The organism is Pectobacterium araliae, from assembly GCF_037076465.1.
GTDB lineage: Bacteria > Pseudomonadota > Gammaproteobacteria > Enterobacterales > Enterobacteriaceae > Pectobacterium > Pectobacterium araliae.
Genome location: NZ_AP028908.1, coordinates 701205 through 720010, shown reverse-complemented (window position 1 = coordinate 720010; position 18806 = coordinate 701205). Strand labels below are relative to the sequence as shown.

Sequence of the window (18806 nt, the reverse complement as noted above, 5' to 3'; positions counted from 1 at the left end):
TTGGTTCCTTGAAGATGGCGCTCAGGAGATACTACCTGTAACGGCACTGAGATCCTTCTCACCGCAATCAGCCTTCCTCTACCATTCATCCTGTGATGACTTCAACACCGAAAGAACAATACTGGAAGAAACGATGTAGACACGTGAACACATCAGATATTTGAACACGCTGTGCCTGATTATTTTGTGCATTCATTCACACTTGATGTAAGAGAAATGCAATAGACAGTTATTATATGTGATTTTAATCACATAAAGTAATCAATCCTATCGGCCCCTCTGAGTTAATCATAGTGTGTTATCGCATTCTACCTGGGAGATTCCACTATCAATACGTGCCCCTGTGCTTACTTTTCTCTGCATCGCTCATTATGATAAACATATGACTATTGCACTCTTACATGCAGGGCGACTATCGTGATTAATATCGTCCCCGAATCCAGCACGATGATGGAATATTCCAACGATCCTCACTGGTATCTGTACATGTTGCGCACGGTTAACGGGGCGCTGTACACGGGTATCACGACGGATGTCAGCCGCCGCCTGAATCAACATCAAACGGGAAAAGGGGCGAAAGCGCTGCGGGGAAAAGGAGAATTAACGCTGGTGTTTCACTGTCTGGCGGGGGATCGCTCCAATGCACTCAAGCTGGAATACCGCATTAAGCAGTTAAGCAAAAGCCAAAAAGAAAGGCTGGTACAGGACCAGCCTCAAACGATTTGTATTGATACGCTATCGGCTAGAGAAAGCGGTTAAACGGCTCAGCATACTCAACCAGACCGATCGCCGGTTCAAATCCGCTTTCGCCTTCAGACGAATCTTCGCCAGCAACCTGATTGTCCGCCAATGGGTAGACCTGAAAAGTCAATTCACTGTCCGGCCAGCGACAATGCAGTTGGTGCTCTGTAGCCGGAACGAAACCAAAACGGGAATAGTAAGCAGGCTCACCCAGCACAACGACGGCGGTATAGCTAAATTCATTCAACGCATCCAGTCCTTCGTAGACCAGCTTCTCCCCCACGCCTTGTCGGCGCAGGCTTTCGTCTACTGCCAACGGCGCAAGCGCCACCCACTGCCGATCCTCACCGTCGATCAGCACCGGGCTGAATGCCGCGTAGCCCACCACGCCACCTTCATCGTCGGTCGCCACAACGCCGAGCGTCAATAAACCATCCTCACGCAGTTGGTGAACCAGATCCGCTTCCGCACCCGTTGGAAAAGCGCGGCGCAATAAGTTGCCGATCCCTGCGGCATCAACGGGAATTTCCACCCGAACTAGCATGATACTGGCGTGTGATTCGCTGGTTGCACCACGCCCTCCTGTAAGCCAGCTTCAACAAAGTTCGCCAATTGCAGCAGACCAATGCGCAGCGGCGCAGGCATAGACTCCAGTTCAATGGCGTCCATCAGGTTCTTCACATACAACCCTAATTCGGTGTCACCCTCAATGCGCAGACGGCGCTGGAAAAAAAGCGTATCAGGATCTTCTTTACGCGCGGCGATCAAAATCAGATCGTTCGCGTCCGCACTAAAACTAACATCCGGCGTCTCAGTGTGGCTTACCACCAGACGACCCTCGCGCAGCGTCATAAACCACTGCAAGCCAACGTCACGCACCTCAATTTTCAGCCAGCGGCTTTCGAGAAATGCCAGATCGCCCTCTTCCAGCGCCTGACGGAACTGCCAGCCCAACATCTGTTCCAAAACCTGACGCTGTAGCGCAAAGGGGGTGAACTTGAGTGGCTTACCTAATAAGCTCGGCCCCTGACGCACAATCTGCGCTCGTAGTTTTTCCAACACTGGCGTACTCCTCTTAAAGCAATCTGACTGTTCAGATAATCTGCAAACATTTTGCCACATCCACCGCAAGCGGCAGAGGTCTATGTCAATAATTTAGTCGGTTATCTGATTATGCCCAACAGATTTTGTCCTTGCGCGACGATTAGCACCATAAACTGCCTTAAATCAAAGTCCTTACCTGACTGGTTAATTAAGATTCCCAATCGTTAACAACATTCATCGACTGATAAAAAATCGCTTACGGCGTCCCGCAAGGGAGGTAGGCAGAATGCCCGTCATAAAGCGATCATCAGTCAGAACATCATTGATCGTTCTGACCCGCTACGGCAGAAAGGATTAATGAAGGATTGTGTATGGAATTGCTTTGCCCCGCTGGTAACCTGCCCGCACTGAAAGCTGCCATCGATAATGGCGCAGATGCGGTCTATATCGGACTGAAAGATGACACCAACGCACGTCATTTTGCCGGCCTGAACTTTACCGATAAGAAACTACAGGAAGCGCGCGAGTACGTGCATCGCCATCGGCGTAAACTGCACATCGCCATCAATACGTTTGCTCACCCAGATGGCTATCAACGCTGGCAGCGCGCCGTGGATATGGCCGCGCAGATCGGTGCCGATGTGTTGATCCTCGCCGATCTCGCCATGTTGGAATATGCCGCCGAGCGCTATCCCAACATCGAGCGTCATGTGTCAGTTCAGGCTTCCGCGACAAACACCGAAGCGATCCGTTTCTATCATCGCCATTTCGATGTCGCACGCATCGTGCTGCCGCGCGTGCTGTCTATTCACCAGGTGAAGCAAATCGCCCGCACCAGCCCGGTGCCGCTCGAAGTATTTGCCTTTGGTAGCTTGTGCATCATGGCGGAAGGCCGCTGCTATCTCTCTTCTTATCTGACGGGTGAATCACCGAATACCGTAGGTGCCTGCTCGCCCGCGCGATTTGTACGCTGGCAACAGACGGAAAACGGCATGGAGTCACGCCTGAACAATATCCTCATCGACCGCTACCAGGACGATGAAAACGCGGGTTACCCCACATTATGTAAGGGCCGCTATTTGGTCGATGGGCAGCGCTACCATGCGTTGGAAGAGCCAACCAGCCTGAACACGCTAGAGCTTCTGCCTGAATTGATGGCTGCCAATATTGCCTCCGTGAAGATAGAGGGCCGCCAACGCAGCCCAGCCTACGTCAGCCAGATTACACAAGTGTGGCGACAGGCTATCGATCGCTGCCGTGCTAATCCTGAGACATTCGTTCCCACTCAGGCTTGGATGGATGCGTTAGGCGCAGTGGCAGAAGGCACGCAGACCACGCTCGGCGCGTATCACCGTAAATGGCAGTAGCAGGAGAACACATGAAATACGCATTAGGGAATATCCTCTACTATTGGCCGAAAGAAGATGTTGAGGCGTTTTATCAGGCTGCGGCGAACAGCAGCGCCGATATCGTTTATCTCGGTGAAACGGTGTGCAGCAAACGCCGTTTGATGAAGGTAGCAGACTGGTTCAACGTTGCCCGCGAGGTCGCCAACAGCGGTAAGCAGGTGGTGATCTCTACACTCGCGTTGTTACAAGCGCCGTCTGAACTCACGGAGCTAAAACGCTATGTGGAGAACGGCGAGTTCTTACTGGAAGCCAACGATCTGGGCGCGGTTAATATCGCCGCCGAACGTAACCTGCCGTTTGTCGCCGGACACGCGCTCAACTGCTACAACGCGTACACACTGCGGGTTCTGCACAAACAAGGCATGGTGCGCTGGTGTATGCCAGTCGAGCTTTCCCGTGACTGGCTGCAAAGCTTGCTGAACCAATGCGAAGAGCTTGGCTTTCGCCATCAATTCGAAGTGGAAGTGCTCAGCTACGGCCATCTACCGTTAGCCTATTCCGCCCGCTGTTTTACCGCCCGTTCAGAAGATCGGCCGAAGGATGAATGTGAAACCTGCTGCCTCAGCTATCCGCAAGGCAGGAAAATGCTGTCGCAGGAAAACCAGCAGGTGTTTGTCCTCAACGGCATCCAGACACAAAGTGGCTATTGCTACAATCTCGGCAACGAGCTGACATCAATGCAGGATCTGGTCGATATCGTCCGGCTATCCCCGAACGATATCAGCACGCTGGCGATACTGGATCAATTCCGCGCCAACGAACAAGGCAATGCGCCATTAAGGCTGGAAAATCAGGCAGATTGCAACGGCTACTGGCGCCGCGTCGCCGGTCTTGAACTCGTTCAATAACTCACTTCCTATCAGGGCGGCCAGCCGCCCTTTTCCCTCAATCGCACCTTTCAACTACGCGGTGCTGCGACATTCCCTCATACTGCTCTGACTTTCATCATTGACTGACGGCGTTAGCATCCACCAAACGAGTGGAGTCAGTGAACAAACAAAGTGAGCCATATTATGTCCACACCTTCGCAATCTGCTGTGTTTTCCGTCCTCGACCTTGCACCGATTCCGCAAGGCGCGACGGCACGTGACGCCTTCCATCGCTCGCTGGAGCTGGCGCAACATACAGAAAAATGGGGCTATCACCGTTATTGGCTGGCGGAACACCACAGCATGACCGGTATCGCCAGCGCGGCGACATCGGTACTGCTCGGCTATCTTGCCTCAGGTACACAACGTATCCGTCTTGGTTCCGGCGGTGTAATGCTGCCTAACCACTCACCGCTCGTCATCGCCGAACAGTTCGGGACGCTGGAATCACTTTATCCAGGCCGTATCGATTTGGGACTAGGTCGCGCACCCGGCACCGATCAACGCACCATGATGGCACTGCGCCGTCACCTTAATGCCGATATCGAAGATTTCCCACGAGATGTGCAGGAACTTCAGCGCTACTTCGCCGATGCGCAACCGGGCCTGGCTGTTCAGGCCGTCCCCGGACAAGGTCTACACGTTCCGATCTGGCTATTGGGATCAAGTCTGTACAGCGCACAGTTAGCGGCGAGACTGGGTTTACCCTTCGCCTTTGCCGCCCATTTCGCACCCGATATGTTGCTGGAAGCCTTCCGCCTCTACCGTGAGAACTTTGTCCCTTCCGCTACCCACGCCAAGCCCTACGCGATGGTTTGCGTCAATGTGGTTGCAGCCGATAGCGATCGGGATGCGCGCTTCCTCTTCACCTCAATGCAGCAACAGTTTATCAACCTGCGCCGTGGCACACCGGGCCCTCTGCCCGCTCCGGTAGAAAACATCAACACGGTTGGATCTCCCGTTGAACAGTTTGGTGCGGAGCAGGCACTGCGGCTATCGATTGTTGGCGATAGCGCAACGGTACGTCATGGATTACAGAGTCTTTTGCGTGAAACACAGGCGGATGAAGTGATGATTAATGGTCAAATCTTTGACCATCAGGCACGGCTGCGATCGTTTGAAATCGCGATGGAGGTACGACAGACGCTGTAACACGAGTGATACCTGCATACACAACAGAGAGCATCGGGGAAAACACCCGGTACTCTCTATCCATCATGTGTCTATTTTCCGTCTACGCTCATAGGCAGATTATCAAACGTTCGCAGCCCTTTCTTATCATAAGGGTTGCCGATCCAGCGTTCTGTTTCTATAAAATCTGGGTTTACCAAGCTTTTTGTTGGCTCAAAAAAGTTATAGCTTAGTCCTGCTAGATCAGACCATGTGTGGATGAGGTGCGCATTGGTATATTTCCGATTGACATATTGAGCATAGTTAATCGTATGATTTTCACGCCACTCAGGTGACATCCAGACAATAAATGGAATCGTGTACATTGCACGTGTTGGCGCCGCTTCATTACGCCCTAATACATTATGAGGGGGCGTTTCATACACGTCTTCACCATGATCCGAAAAATAAACCAGAAAACCATTAGGTTTACTTTTCTCAAATATTTTTATCAGACTATCGACAATATAATCATTATATAATTCAGCGTTATCATAATGGTTATAAATTTCTACTTCCTGCTCAGTCAAGCCTGCTGGCGTGCCATCACGACCATTAAATTTGTCAAAATCATCTGGATAACGATATTTGTAATTCATATGTGTTCCCAACAAATGAACTACAATAAATTTCTTCGAAGCAGGATCCGCAAGCACTTCCTCAAACGGAGGTAATATGACCTCATCATATTGTCTTACGCTTTGTGTACGTTGATTATTCAAGTAAAACTGCTTGTCTGTTTGCTGCGAAAATACCGTAAGCATGGTATTACGTTTCGTCATTGTCTGCTGATTGGTAATCCAAAACGTTTTATATCCTGCTTGTTTCATCATATTCATCATTGATGGCTTGCTCAGATATAAATCAGGTTTCTGCTCATCGGCAAACGTCAAGGATTGTTGCAAAATTTCAATAGTATAAGGGCGAGATGTTACAACATCGTTGAATATAATTAAGTTCGGGTCAGATTTATGCAATGCATCTAAACGAGGTGTTGTTGGGCGAGAGTAACCGTAAAGACTCATACGACTACTTGTGGTTGACTCACCAATAACCAAAACCAAGGTACGCGGCATCTCACCATTAATATCTTTCAGATTCTCCAAAGGGGGAAGTGCCGCATTCTGCTGTAGCATATCCGTCATACTTGATAATTGTTGCCGATACTCAATATAACTGGATAGGAATTGCCAAGGAGAGGTGGTCGCCATTCGACCCGCGATATAACCTGCCGTATTCTCAAGAGAGATTTTCTGATTCACTAATTTTTTATATGCAGGAACAGCAAACAATACAGAAAAAATCAGTAATGATGTTACTATTTTAACCGTTGTCGTGACATAAACAGGGCGTAATTTTCTCCATAGAAAAAAAACAATCGAGGTATAGACAAATAGGACGAAAATAATTTTAAAGCTGAAATATTGACTCAAATACTCTGTTGCTTCTGTCGTATTTGATTCAAACATAACGAACAAAACACTTTGTGAAAACTCCTGTTTATAGATTGAGTAATAACAAATCGCAATTGCTGAAGGTATCCACAATACGCCCCCTAAAATCGCAGTAATTTTATGTGTGTAGCGAGGGAATGAAAGTAAGGGAATCAACCAAAAAAAACTGTAAATCAAGGAGTCACGTAACCCTGTTGTGCCACTGTGCCCACTTAATACAATCCACAATTGCAGTGCACAGGAAAAAAACCATAAAAATAATAACAATAAAACGAGAGAGTACCAGCTAAAGGATTTTTCTTTAAATAACTCAGCCATTTATTTCATTCCCGATTCATAATTTAATAAAAAATAAAATCATTAATTATTCAGAAAGATCATGAAAACCTTCATGACTAACTTCCTGTAGGTACAGTGACTGTCATTAAGCAACGATTAATCTGTAATAGATCTGAGTAACTAAAGAAAATTTAAAGAGAAATCGTTTTTTATTTTGAAAAAACCCGCCGAAGCGGGTTTTTTATAACAGAAAAAATCAACACACTACATATCTCTGCAAAGATACTTTATTTTCTGTTGTAATATTGTTACGCGTCAGCAGGGCGACGACGTGGAGCACGCGGTGCAGCGGCATCACGATTGAAAGAACGTTCGCGACGCTCACCGCCGTTAGCGTTACCTTCACGGCGTTCACCACCGCCGAAAGAACGACGTGGCGCTGCGCCATCACGACGTTCGCCACCAGGCCGGCCGCCGCCACGACGTTCTGGCTGAGCGACTGCATCACCCAGCAATTGCATATTCATTGGTTTGTTCAGAATACGCGTGCGGGTGAAATGTGATAACAGATCGCCCGGCATACCTTTCGGCAGTTCGATCGTTGAGTGTGACCCGAACAGCTTAATGTTACCGATGTAACGGCTGCTGATATCCCCTTCGTTGGCGATAGCACCAACAATATGGCGAACTTCAACACCGTCATCACGACCCACTTCGATACGATACAGCTCCATCTCACCCGCATCGCGACGCTCACGACGCTGCGGACGATCACCTTCACGCGGTTCACGGGAATCACGCGGATCGCGGCGACGATCGCCACGTGAATCACCACGAGACTCATCACGATCGCGGAATTCACGACGAGGGCGAAATGCCGGATCTGGCGGCAGAATCAGAGGACGTTCGCCCTGTGCCATTTTCAGCAACGCGGCAGCCAGTGTTTCGATGTCCAACTCTTCCTGCGGTTGCAGTTTCGTCAACAGTGCGCGGTACATGTCCAGATCGCTGCTTTCCAGCTGTTGCTGTACTTTAGCTGCAAATTTAGCCAGACGGCGTTGACCCAGCAATTCTGCATTTGGCAATTCCACTTCTGGAATTGTCAGCTTCATTGTGCGCTCAACGTTGCGCAGCAGGCGACGTTCACGGTTTTCGACGAACAGCAGAGCACGGCCCGCACGACCTGCACGACCGGTACGGCCAATACGGTGAACGTAAGACTCGGAATCCATCGGGATATCGTAGTTCACTACCAGGCTGATACGCTCAACGTCCAGACCACGCGCCGCAACGTCGGTTGCGATCAGGATATCAAGACGGCCATCTTTCAGACGCTCCAACGTTTGCTCACGCAACGCCTGATTCATGTCACCATTCAGCGCGGCGCTGTTGTAACCGCTACGCTCCAAGGCTTCGGCCACTTCCAGCGTCGCATTCTTGGTACGAACGAAAATAATCGCCGCATCAAAATCTTCCGCTTCCAGGAAACGCACCAACGCTTCATTTTTACGCATACCCTGCACCGTCCAGTAGCTCTGGCTGATGTCTGGACGCGTAGTCACGCTTGATTGAATGCGAACTTCCTGCGGATCTTTCATGAAACGACGCGTAATGCGGCGAATCGCTTCCGGCATGGTTGCAGAGAACAGCGCAGTCTGATGTTCAGCAGGGATCTGAGCCATGATGTTTTCAACATCTTCGATGAAGCCCATACGCAGCATTTCATCCGCTTCATCCAGCACCAAACCACTCAGGTTGGACAGATCCAGCGTACCGCGTTTAAGGTGGTCCAGCAGACGACCAGGAGTACCCACAACGATCTGTGCTCCCCCACGCAAAGCGCGCAGTTGAACGTCATAACGCTGGCCGCCGTACAGGGCAACAACATTAACGCCGTGCATATGCTTGGCAAAATCATTACAGGCTTCAGCAACCTGAACAGCTAACTCGCGGGTTGGAGCCAGCACCAGCATCTGCGGTGCTTTTAACTCAGGTTTTAAATTATTGAGTAATGGCAGAGCAAAAGCCGCAGTTTTACCGCTACCGGTCTGTGCCATACCCAGCACATCACGACCGTTCAGCAAGTGAGGAATACATTCAGCCTGAATCGGCGATGGTTTTTCATAGCCCAGATCGGTCAGGGCATTAATAATAGGAGCAGACAGCCCCAAATCGGAAAAAGAAGTAAATAAATCAGTCATGTACACGTGCCTCATTAAACATGGCGGCCAGTCTACATAACTCGTCGTGAAAATTTTCAGTCATTTTCATTGAAAAGTGTGAACCGGCTCAAATTGGATTAAAAAGCGAACAAAAAAGCCCTCACCCGTGAAGGTGATAACCGAAGTTTTTCAGGCTGATTACGTGTTCGTCAGCTATTGCTGGTCCGATCCTGATAGGTCGTCTTGCTCTTGGCCTAATAGCGCCAATTCCAACAATGCATAGCGGTGCTCAACAAAGTTATGGACGTTGTTAGCAACCGTCAGCTTGAACAGCGCCAAAGCGGTGTTCTTGTCCCCCAGACTTAGGTAGTGCTTACCTAAATAGAAGTCAGTTTCACTGAGATGCTCAGCGAGCGAAGTGTTATCCGTAGCTTCTTCCTGTAAACGCTGCATCAGTGTTTTTTCACTAATACTGCCCAGGTAGAATTCGACAATATTCCATCCCCAAGGCCCTTTCTTGGCGTCGTCATAGCGTTTCTTCAACGCAATTTTGGCCGTCTCTGGATTGATTTCTCGCTCCACAAGATACAGCCATAACGAACGGAAAGGATCATTCGGATCGTCTCGATAAAACGCCAGCAGATCATCCTGCGCTAACAGATAGCGACCGCCATAATACAAAGCGATGCCACGGTTTAAACGCGCGTAATTGTAAGTTGGATCAAGCTCTAGTACAGAATCAAACGCTTCATAGGCAGCATCAAAATTGCCTGCCTGCGTTAAATAGATACCCAAATAGTTAAAAACTTCTGGAATATCAGGGCGGATCGTCAGCGCTTGTGAAAAATCATTCCGCGCCAATGCCCGTAACCCGAGGCTATCATACAGCACTCCGCGCTCATATAATAGCTGTGCTCGCTCATCATCGGTTAATGCCCGGCTTGCAAGGATTTGTTCCATGCGTGCCAGAATCACTTCCTGCTGCAAAGTCGGCTGTAACGGAATCGCCAATACTGCGTCTTTACGCCAATCCGTGTTGCTGCATCCTGCCAGCATGAGTGCTGTTGCAACATAACACCAGCGCAAGAAAGGCTTCATTTCCCACTCCCGAAGACAAACATTGGATGAACATCCTGTCCCGGACTGCTCAACGCAAGGACATCCATGCCCTTACGATATACGCAACACCTTGCCATAATCAGGCAAGGTGCCATAGGACTGTTTTCTAACAGTCGTTATTCCTCAGAAGACGGGGCTGCCGCTTCCTGAGTTGGCGCATTGGCTTCTTTGATGCTCAAGCGCACGCGGCCCTGACGATCAACTTCCAGAACCTTGACTGGCACTTCCTGCCCCATTTGCAGGTAGTCAGTCACTTTCTCTACACGCTTGTCGGCGATCTGAGAAATATGCACCAGGCCTTCTTTACCGCCGCCAATAGCGACGAAAGCACCAAAATCAACGATACGGGTAACTTTACCCTGATACACGCGGCCAACTTCGATCTCGGCAGTGATTTCTTCAATACGACGAATCGCATGTTTTGCTTTTTCGCCGTCAGTTGAAGCGATCTTCACTGTACCATCGTCTTCGATTTCGATCGTCGTGCCTGTTTCTTCGGTCAGAGCACGGATCACTGAACCACCTTTACCGATCACATCTTTGATCTTATCGGTGCTGATTTTGATGGTATGAATACGCGGTGCGAATTCGGAGATATCGCCACGCGGCGTGCTGATTGCCTGCTCCATCACACCCAGAATGTGCAAACGCGCACCTTTGGCTTGATTCAAAGCAACCTGCATGATCTCACGGGTAATCCCTTCGATCTTGATATCCATTTGCAGCGCGGTGATACCTTCACGGCTACCAGCAACTTTGAAGTCCATATCACCCAGGTGGTCTTCGTCACCTAGGATGTCGGACAGAACAACAAAGTTGTCGCCTTCCTTCACCAGACCCATCGCGATACCCGCAACAGCTGATTTGATCGGTACACCAGCATCCATCAATGCCAGAGAAGCACCGCAGACAGACGCCATGGAAGAAGAACCGTTAGATTCTGTGATTTCAGATACCACACGTACGGTGTACGGGAACTCGTTCGCCTTCGGCATAACTGCCAGTACGCCGCGCTTGGCCAAACGTCCGTGACCAATTTCACGACGCTTAGGCGAGCCAACCATACCGGTTTCACCGACAGAGTACGGAGGGAAGTTATAGTGCAGCAGGAAGCGATCGGTACGTTCACCAGTCAGTTCATCGATAGTCTGCGCGTCACGCTCAGTACCCAATGTTGCAGTGACTAGAGCCTGCGTTTCACCACGGGTGAACAGCGCGGAACCGTGGGTACGCGGCAGTACGCCAGTACGTACATCCAGACCACGAATCATGTCTTTTTCACGGCCATCGATACGCGGTTCGCCAGCCAGTACGCGGCTACGCACAACATTTTTTTCAATGTTGCCCAGGATTTCCTGGATCTCACCCGCATTCAGCGTTTCATCTTCCGCTTGCAGCGCAGCAACAACATCAGCTTTGATGACATTAACTTGTGCATAGCGCTCTTGTTTTTCGGTAATGCGGTAAGCGTCACCTAAACGTGCTTCAGACAGAGCCTGTACGCGCTGCTCTAAAGAAACATTAACTTCTGGCGCATGCCATTCCCACTTCGGTTTGCCAGCTTCAGCAACCAGAGAATTAATGTTTTCGATCACGATCTGCTGTTGGTCATGACCAAACACTACCGCACCCAGCATCTGATCTTCACTGAGTACTTCAGCTTCAGATTCCACCATCAGAACCGCGCCTTGCGTACCTGCAACAACCAGATCTAAACGGCTTTCTTTCAGCTCATCTGTGGTTGGATTCAGGACATACTGGTCGTTCAGGTAGCCGACGCGCGCCGCACCGATAGGGCCGCTGAACGGGATACCGGACAGGCTCAGTGCCGCAGAGGCACCAATCATGGCAACGATGTCAGGGTTAACCTGTGGGTTAACGGAAACGACAGTCGCAATCACCTGAACTTCATTCAGGAAGCCTTCTGGGAACAGAGGGCGAATCGGACGGTCAATCAGACGAGAAATTAGCGTTTCGCCTTCACTTGGGCGACCTTCACGGCGGAAGAAACCACCAGGGAAACGTCCAGCAGCGTAGGTACGCTCTTGGTAGTTAACCGTCAACGGGAAGAAACTTTGGCCGGGTTTAGCGTTTTTAGCGCCGACAACGGTAACAAATACCGCGGTGTCATCCATGCTTACCATTACTGCGGCGGTAGCCTGGCGTGCCATCATACCGGTCTCTAACGTGACGGTATGCTGACCATATTGAAACTTACGAACGATCGGATTCAGCAAAATAATATCCTTAGCTGGGGCGCGTTACACGTATTCTAGATAAACGCACCAATGAACTCCCGACCTTTACACTACATCCTCACGACTAATGACAACCCTTATCTTGCTTATGCAGATAAAGCCTCTCATTAGCCGCGCGAACCTCTGTAATGAAAGATCATATTTAACAACAATACACTACTCTGTTTTGCTAATGCTTCCTAGAAGAAAGGGGCCAAAAGAGGCCCCTTCCCACTGAAACTCAGAAGACTTAGCGACGCAGACCCAGACGCTCGATCAGACTGGTGTAACGTGCTACATCTTTACGCTTCAGGTAGTCCAGCAGCTTACGACGCTGAGAAACCATACGCAGCAGACCACGACGGCTGTGGTGATCTTTTTTGTGCTCAGAAAAGTGGCCTTGCAGATGGTTGATCTGCGCAGTCAGCAAAGCAACCTGAACTTCAGTAGAACCACTATCGTTAGTGCCACGACCGAAGTCTGCTACGATTTTAGCTTTAGCTTCAACACTTAGAGACATTGTAATACTCCAAACATTATAGATAAAAAAACAGGCGCCGATCTCTAATTCAGCCACCCAATAGTCAAGCCGCGCTATTCTACCCTCAGCGTTCTGTGATAGCAAGGCAGCAACGGGCGGGTTTACACTGGAAACTCAACAACCAAACGCCGTGGCGCAACGCGACCATCGTCGTCAATTTCACCCATTCCGATAAATTTGTGCGTGTCGCCCTCGGTGATTCTCACCATACCGTTCAACGGTGCATTCGCTGCCTGAACCGCTTGTCCCAGCTTCAAATAACCTGCAACAACGGACGGCAAATTCACTTCAGGGAAATCAATGACCGGGCTTTCCATCGGCATAAGTAGCGGATCGAGAGTCAGAGAAAGTGCGTGTTCTTGCGTCTGAGCCTGCTCGGCCAAAGCCGCTAGCTGCTCCAGCGTCACCATTCTTTCGGTAGGGTACGTGGCAACCTGTAAACGACGCAGGTAAATCACATGTGCGCCACAGCCTAGCTTTTCACCCAGATCGTCAATAATGGTACGGATGTACGTGCCTTTCGAGCAATGAATCTCCAGCTCCAGTTCATCACCTTCCCAGCGAATAAACTGAAGTTCGTAAACGGTGATTTCACGCGCTTCACGCGGAACCGTCAGCCCCTGACGCGCATACTCATATAGCTTACGTCCCTGATACTTCAGCGCCGAGTACATGGATGGAACTTGCTGCGTGGTGCCACGAAAGCCCTCCAGCGCCTGCTCCAGATCGGTAGCAGAAAAACCAATCGCACGTTCTTCAATCACGTTGCCGTCGGCATCAGAGGTGTCGGTCCGTTGCCCAAGGCGAGCAATAACACGGTAGCGTTTATCAGAATCCAGCAGATACTGGGAAAATTTCGTCGCTTCCCCAAGACAAATCGGCAGCATACCGGTTGCTAATGGGTCCAACGCCCCCGTATGGCCCGCTCGGTTAGCGTTGAAAATCCGTTTTACTTTCTGCAGCACATCATTAGACGACACGCCCTGCGGTTTATCTAATAACAATACGCCGTGTACATCACGGCCACGGCGACGAGGACGGCTCATTAATCCTCCTGGTCTTCGCCCGTAACAGAACGACGTTCCGTATCATTTCGGACCACATTGGTCACCAGATTAGACATTCTCATCCCTTCAACCAATGAGTTGTCATAGGAGAAGGTCAATTCAGGAACAACACGCAGGCGCATTGCCTTGCCAATCATCATACGGATGAAGCCAGACGCATCTTGCAGTGCTTTCACCGCTATTTTAACTTGCTCTGGCTCATTATCATTCAGGAAGGTCACAAAAACCTTGGCATACGCCAGATCGCGAGACACTTCTACACCGGAGACGGTCGCCATACCGATACGCGGATCTTTCACTTCACGTTGAATGATAATGGCGATTTCTTTTTGCATTTCCTGCGCAACGCGCTGGGTGCGGCTGAATTCTTTTGCCATGATAAATCCTCCAGTAAAAATCGGGGGGCACTAGGCCCCCCTTACAAATTACTTACGTCGTCGCTGAAACGAATTAGGCGATCGTACGTTTGATCTCAATCGTTTCAAAGACTTCGATCATATCGCCTGGGCGAACGTCGTTGTAGTTCTTCACGCCGATACCACATTCCATGCCGTTACGGACTTCGTTAACGTCATCTTTGAAGCGGCGCAGAGATTCCAGTTCGCCTTCATAGATAACCACGTTGTCACGCAGTACACGGATTTTGTTGTGACGCTTAACGATACCTTCCGTCACCATACAGCCAGCGATAGCGCCAAATTTCGGTGATTTAAAGACGTCACGCACTTCGGCCAGACCGATGATCTCTTGCTTGTATTCCGGCGCCAGCATACCGCTCATCGCTTGTTTCACTTCGTCAATCAAATCATAGATGACGGAGTAATAACGCAGATCCAGACTTTCTGCTTCAACTACGCGGCGAGCTGATGCATCTGCACGCACGTTAAAGCCAAGGATAATCGCATTCGATGCCGCTGCCAGCGTGGCGTCCGTTTCTGTGATACCGCCCACACCGGAACCGACAATCTTCACTTTCACTTCGTCAGTAGACAGTTTTTGCAGTGAATCGGAAATCGCTTCACAAGAACCCTGTACGTCAGATTTCAGAACGATGTTCAGTTCAGAAACTTCACCTTCAGTCATGTTCGCAAACATGTTTTCCAGTTTAGATTTCTGCTGACGAGCCAGTTTGACTTCGCGGAATTTACCCTGACGATACAAGGCAACTTCACGCGCTTTCTTTTCGTCACGAACAACCGTAGCTTCGTCACCTGCGGCAGGCACACCGGACATACCGAGAATTTCTACAGGAATAGAAGGACCCGCTGACGCAATTTCACGGCCTAACTCATCACGCATCGCACGAACTCGGCCATATTCAAAGCCGCACAGAACGATGTCGCCTTTATTCAACGTACCTTCACGAACCAGTACGGTTGCAACCGGGCCACGACCTTTATCCAAGAAGGATTCGATCACTACACCGTTTGCCATGCCGCTACGGACCGCTTTAAGTTCCAGAACTTCGGCTTGCAACAGAATCGCATCCAGCAGTTCGTCGATACCCGTACCCGCTTTAGCTGATACGTGGACGAACTGAGATTCACCGCCCCACTCTTCTGGCATAATCCCGTACTGAGACAGCTCAGTTTTCACACGATCTGGGTCGGCATCAGGTTTATCAATTTTGTTTACGGCGACAACGACCGGAACCTTAGCGGCTTTCGCGTGCTGGATAGCTTCGATTGTCTGAGGCATCACGCCATCATCTGCCGCCACAACCAGTACCACGATATCCGTAGCCTGAGCACCACGAGCACGCATTGCGGTAAACGCGGCGTGTCCCGGTGTATCCAGGAACGTAATCATACCGTTGTCGGTTTCAACGTGGTAAGCACCGATGTGCTGAGTAATGCCACCCGCTTCGCCTGCGGCTACCTTGGTTGAACGGATATAGTCAAGCAGAGAGGTTTTACCGTGGTCAACATGACCCATGATGGTCACGACCGGCGCGCGGGATTCTGCCGCAACACCCATATCACGGTCGCTCATTACCGCTTCTTCTAGCTCGTTCTCACGACGCAGGATGACTTTATGACCCATCTCTTCCGCAACCAGTTGCGCGGTTTCCTGGTCGATGACCTGGTTGATGGTTGCCATTGCGCCCAGTTTCATCATCGTTTTGATGACCTGAGAACCTTTAACTGCCATCTTGTTAGCCAGTTCAGCAACAGTAACCGTTTCACCGATTACCACATCACGGTTAACCGCCTGAGCAGGCTTATTGAAGCTCTGCTGCAGTGTACTTGGCTTACGCTTACCTTTACCGCCACGGGTAACAGCACGCGCTTCTTCACGGTCAGCCTTGGACTCAGACTGACGATTACCTTTCTTCTGCTTGGTCACTTTGGCAGCGCGAGTACGGGTACGGCGCTCACCTTCAACCTGACGGTCGTTTTCATCTTCCGCTTCACGCGCATGATGAGACGTTGTCACATGATAATCAGCAGATTCTTCAGGTTTAGCGCTTTCCGCTTCCCAACGTCCGGCATTTTCTTCAGCCATGCGGCGAGCTTCTTCAGCAATGCGACGCGCTTCCTCTTCAACTTTAAGACGCGCAGTTTCTTCTGCTTTACGCTTAAGTTCGGCAGCTTCCGCTTCACGTTTCGCTTTCTCAGATTGAGCCGGCTTGGTCATATTTTCGTTTTGTTGGTTCGTCACTTTTTCTTTTTCCGCTACATCACGCTTAGCTTTTTCAGCGGCTTCACGTTTGGCTTGCTCGTCGGCAGCACGCTTCGCTTTCTCAGCAGCTTCGCGCAGATCGGCCTCGCGTTTAGCCTGCTCTTCAGCGGCACGTTGTGCCTGTTCTTCCGCTTCACGCCGTGCCTGCTCTTCCTCTTCAGCCCGTTGGGCATCAATCGGATCGCGTTTTACATAAGTGCGTGTCTTGCGGACTTCGATCTGCACCGACTTGCTTTTACCGCCGGTGCTAGGGACATTTAACGTGCTACGCGTTTTACGTTGCAGCGTTAATTTGCTCGGCGCATTACCGCGGTCGCGGTTCAGATGCGCTAATAACGTTTCTTTTTCATGCTGGGTCACAGAGTCCGATTCAGACTTGGTCATTCCCGCATCAGCAAACTGCTGTACCAGGCGGTCCACCGGAGTTTGAATCTCTGCGGCCAGCGATTTTACGGTTACATCTGTCATGCTGTTCCTTTCCTGCTACAGTTCGTTATTCGTTGTCGTCGCCAAACCAACAGATATTACGCGCGGCCATAATCAATTCGCCCGCTTGCTCATCATTGAGCTCTTCAATATCTGTCAGGTCGTCGACACCCTGTTCAGCAAGATCTTCCAGCGTACAAACACCGATCGCAGCAAGTTTGAACGCCAACTCACGCGACAGCCCAGGCAAGCTAAGCAAGTCTTCAGCAGGTTGACCATCACCAAGGCTTTCTTCATGCGCCAGTGCCAGCGTTGTTAATGCAGCTTTAGCACGCTCGCGCAATGCTTCAACGGTTTCTTCATCAAGGCCTTCAATAGCCAACAGCTCCTTGATTGGCACGTAGGCCAGTTCTTCAAGTGAAGAGAAACCCTCTTCAACCAGCACAGTGGCAAACTCTTCATCAATATCAAGATGCTTGGTAAAAACGTCGATTGCAGCATGTGCTTCAGCCTGATGCTTGGCTTGAAGATCTTCCACTGTCATCACGTTCAGTTCCCAACGATCGTCTGAACGATGCTGTTTCAACAGTTGGGAAGCCAGACGGACATTCTGCCCGTTGCGACCAATCGCCTGAGCCAAATTACTCGATTCAACGGCAATATCCATCGTGCAGGTATCTTCATCAACGACGATCGATACCACATCAGCAGGTGCCATGGCATTGATCACAAACTGTGCAGGATTGTCATCCCACAGAATGATATCAATCCGCTCGCCGCCCAGTTCACTGGAAACAGCCTGCACACGTGCACCACGCATACCAACACAAGCACCAACGGGATCGATGCGCTTGTCATTCGTCTTCACGGCAATCTTCGCACGTGAACCCGGATCGCGAGCCGCAGCCTTAATCTCGATAACTTCTTCACCGATTTCTGGCACTTCAATGCGGAAGAGTTCAACCAGCATTTCCGGACGGGAACGGCTGACAAACAATTGAGCACCGCGAGCTTCTGGACGAACAGAGTACAGTACGCCACGAATACGGTCGCCAGGACGGAAATTTTCGCGAGGTAGCATGTCTTCACGGCCAATGACGGCTTCCGCACTGGTGTTAGAGCCATCCATTGGTCTGACTTCAAGCGAAATGTTATCACGGTTCACCTTCTTCACGACACCGGTGATAATCTCGCCTTCTTGTTCACGGAACTGATCAACAACCATCGCACGTTCAGCTTCACGAACTTTCTGTACGATAACTTGTTTTGCCGTTTGCGTCGTAATGCGGTCAAAGGTTACGGATTCGATTTGATCTTCAACGTAGCCACCAACATCGAGAGAAGGATCTTCAAACTGCGCGGCATCAAGCGTAATTTCGCGAGTTGGCTGAGTGACTTCATTCACCACTAACCAACGACGGAAGGTATCAAAATCGCCCGTTTTGCGATCGATACTGACGCGAACATCAATTTCCTGTTCGTATTTTTTCTTGGTCGCTGTCGCCAGTGCGGTTTCCAACGCTTCAAAAATCTTCTCGCGCGGAAGGGCTTTCTCATTGGAAACTGCTTCAACAACAGCCAGAATCTCTTTGTTCATCCTAGTTGC

16 protein-coding genes are annotated in these 18806 nt (G+C 50.1%); 4 read left to right on the top strand and 12 right to left on the bottom strand.

What is annotated here, in order from left to right; genetic code table 11:
- Positions 1-450 precede the first annotated feature (450 nt).
- On the top strand, positions 451-759 hold the full coding sequence (locus tag AACH44_RS03235; protein WP_425606644.1) for a GIY-YIG nuclease family protein: 309 nt from the start codon (positions 451-453) through the stop codon (positions 757-759).
- On the opposite strand, the gene AACH44_RS03230 is transcribed toward AACH44_RS03235, so the two are convergent.
- A complete protein-coding gene (locus tag AACH44_RS03230; RefSeq protein ID WP_261847130.1) occupies positions 743-1285 on the bottom strand; it encodes a GNAT family N-acetyltransferase in 543 nt (180 codons plus the stop codon). The genes AACH44_RS03235 and AACH44_RS03230 overlap by 17 nt on opposite strands.
- Complete coding sequence (gene ubiT, locus AACH44_RS03225) at positions 1279-1803, bottom strand: ubiquinone anaerobic biosynthesis accessory factor UbiT (RefSeq protein ID WP_261847129.1); 525 nt, start codon at positions 1801-1803, stop codon at positions 1279-1281. The genes AACH44_RS03230 and ubiT overlap by 7 nt, the downstream gene beginning before the upstream one ends.
- A gap of 353 nt (positions 1804-2156) precedes the next feature.
- Here ubiT and ubiU point away from each other — a divergent pair, with 353 nt between their 5' ends.
- The 3 genes from ubiU to AACH44_RS03210 all read left to right on the top strand — a co-directional run bounded on the left by ubiU (position 2157) and on the right by AACH44_RS03210 (position 5215).
- Positions 2157-3152, top strand: coding sequence for a ubiquinone anaerobic biosynthesis protein UbiU (gene ubiU, locus AACH44_RS03220; protein ID WP_109225304.1), 996 nt, complete (start codon positions 2157-2159; stop codon positions 3150-3152).
- Positions 3153-3163: 11 nt separating this feature from the next.
- Positions 3164-4042, top strand: a complete 879-nt coding sequence (locus AACH44_RS03215) for a U32 family peptidase (RefSeq protein ID WP_261847128.1) — start codon at positions 3164-3166, stop codon at positions 4040-4042.
- Between the two features lie 165 nt (positions 4043-4207).
- Complete coding sequence (locus AACH44_RS03210; RefSeq protein ID WP_261847127.1) at positions 4208-5215, top strand: luciferase-like monooxygenase; 1008 nt, start codon at positions 4208-4210, stop codon at positions 5213-5215.
- A 71-nt stretch (positions 5216-5286) separates the two neighbouring features.
- On the opposite strand, the gene cptA is transcribed toward AACH44_RS03210, so the two are convergent.
- The 10 genes from cptA to nusA form a co-directional block, all read right to left on the bottom strand.
- Positions 5287-7005: a phosphoethanolamine transferase CptA gene (gene cptA, locus AACH44_RS03205; protein WP_261847126.1), complete on the bottom strand. Its 1719-nt coding sequence runs from the start codon at positions 7003-7005 to the stop codon at positions 5287-5289.
- Between the two features lie 269 nt (positions 7006-7274).
- Positions 7275-9167, bottom strand: coding sequence for a DEAD/DEAH family ATP-dependent RNA helicase (locus AACH44_RS03200; RefSeq protein ID WP_261847125.1), 1893 nt, complete (start codon positions 9165-9167; stop codon positions 7275-7277).
- On the bottom strand, positions 9160-9231 hold the full coding sequence (gene yrbN, locus AACH44_RS21165; protein ID WP_223193433.1) for a protein YrbN: 72 nt from the start codon (positions 9229-9231) through the stop codon (positions 9160-9162). The genes AACH44_RS03200 and yrbN overlap by 8 nt, the downstream gene beginning before the upstream one ends.
- 110 nt (positions 9232-9341) lie before the next feature.
- Entirely contained in the window at positions 9342-10226 is an 885-nt protein-coding gene (gene nlpI / locus AACH44_RS03195; RefSeq protein ID WP_107170100.1) for a lipoprotein NlpI, read from the bottom strand.
- Positions 10227-10363: 137 nt separating this feature from the next.
- The gene (pnp, locus tag AACH44_RS03190; protein WP_261847124.1) at positions 10364-12484 is read right to left on the bottom strand and encodes a polyribonucleotide nucleotidyltransferase; all 2121 of its coding nucleotides are present in this window, start codon (positions 12482-12484) and stop codon (positions 10364-10366) included.
- A 250-nt stretch (positions 12485-12734) separates the two neighbouring features.
- Positions 12735-13004, bottom strand: coding sequence for a 30S ribosomal protein S15 (rpsO, locus tag AACH44_RS03185; RefSeq protein ID WP_010279698.1), 270 nt, complete (start codon positions 13002-13004; stop codon positions 12735-12737).
- 122 nt (positions 13005-13126) lie between these two features.
- Positions 13127-14071, bottom strand: coding sequence for a tRNA pseudouridine(55) synthase TruB (truB, locus tag AACH44_RS03180; protein ID WP_261847123.1), 945 nt, complete (start codon positions 14069-14071; stop codon positions 13127-13129).
- Positions 14071-14469, bottom strand: coding sequence for a 30S ribosome-binding factor RbfA (gene rbfA / locus AACH44_RS03175; RefSeq protein WP_005971529.1), 399 nt, complete (start codon positions 14467-14469; stop codon positions 14071-14073). Before rbfA ends, truB begins: the two co-directional genes overlap by 1 nt.
- A 73-nt stretch (positions 14470-14542) precedes the next feature.
- Positions 14543-17242 carry a translation initiation factor IF-2 gene (gene infB / locus AACH44_RS03170; protein WP_261847122.1) on the bottom strand — a complete coding sequence of 900 codons (2700 nt, stop codon included), beginning with the start codon at positions 17240-17242 and terminating at the stop codon, positions 14543-14545.
- 25 nt (positions 17243-17267) lie between these two features.
- Positions 17268-18797 carry a transcription termination factor NusA gene (gene nusA / locus AACH44_RS03165; protein ID WP_107170104.1) on the bottom strand — a complete coding sequence of 510 codons (1530 nt, stop codon included), beginning with the start codon at positions 18795-18797 and terminating at the stop codon, positions 17268-17270.
- Between the last annotated feature and the right edge of the window lie 9 nt (positions 18798-18806).

What these genes read in the sequence shown, in the direction of transcription:
- truB (WP_261847123.1), bottom strand. Translation starts at nt 14,071, where the DNA reads ATGAGCCGTCCTCGTCGCCGTGGCCGTGATGTACACGGCGTATTGTTA.
- infB (WP_261847122.1), bottom strand. Translation starts at nt 17,242, where the DNA reads ATGACAGATGTAACCGTAAAATCGCTGGCCGCAGAGATTCAAACTCCG.
- rbfA (WP_005971529.1), bottom strand. Translation starts at nt 14,469, where the DNA reads ATGGCAAAAGAATTCAGCCGCACCCAGCGCGTTGCGCAGGAAATGCAA.
- rpsO (WP_010279698.1), bottom strand. Translation starts at nt 13,004, where the DNA reads ATGTCTCTAAGTGTTGAAGCTAAAGCTAAAATCGTAGCAGACTTCGGT.
- cptA (WP_261847126.1), bottom strand. Translation starts at nt 7,005, where the DNA reads ATGGCTGAGTTATTTAAAGAAAAATCCTTTAGCTGGTACTCTCTCGTT.
- AACH44_RS03200 (WP_261847125.1), bottom strand. Translation starts at nt 9,167, where the DNA reads ATGACTGATTTATTTACTTCTTTTTCCGATTTGGGGCTGTCTGCTCCT.
- AACH44_RS03215 (WP_261847128.1), top strand. Translation starts at nt 3,164, where the DNA reads ATGAAATACGCATTAGGGAATATCCTCTACTATTGGCCGAAAGAAGAT.
- ubiU (WP_109225304.1), top strand. Translation starts at nt 2,157, where the DNA reads ATGGAATTGCTTTGCCCCGCTGGTAACCTGCCCGCACTGAAAGCTGCC.
- nusA (WP_107170104.1), bottom strand. Translation starts at nt 18,797, where the DNA reads ATGAACAAAGAGATTCTGGCTGTTGTTGAAGCAGTTTCCAATGAGAAA.
- AACH44_RS03210 (WP_261847127.1), top strand. Translation starts at nt 4,208, where the DNA reads ATGTCCACACCTTCGCAATCTGCTGTGTTTTCCGTCCTCGACCTTGCA.
- AACH44_RS03235 (WP_425606644.1), top strand. Translation starts at nt 451, where the DNA reads ATGGAATATTCCAACGATCCTCACTGGTATCTGTACATGTTGCGCACG.
- nlpI (WP_107170100.1), bottom strand. Translation starts at nt 10,226, where the DNA reads ATGAAGCCTTTCTTGCGCTGGTGTTATGTTGCAACAGCACTCATGCTG.
- AACH44_RS03230 (WP_261847130.1), bottom strand. Translation starts at nt 1,285, where the DNA reads ATGCTAGTTCGGGTGGAAATTCCCGTTGATGCCGCAGGGATCGGCAAC.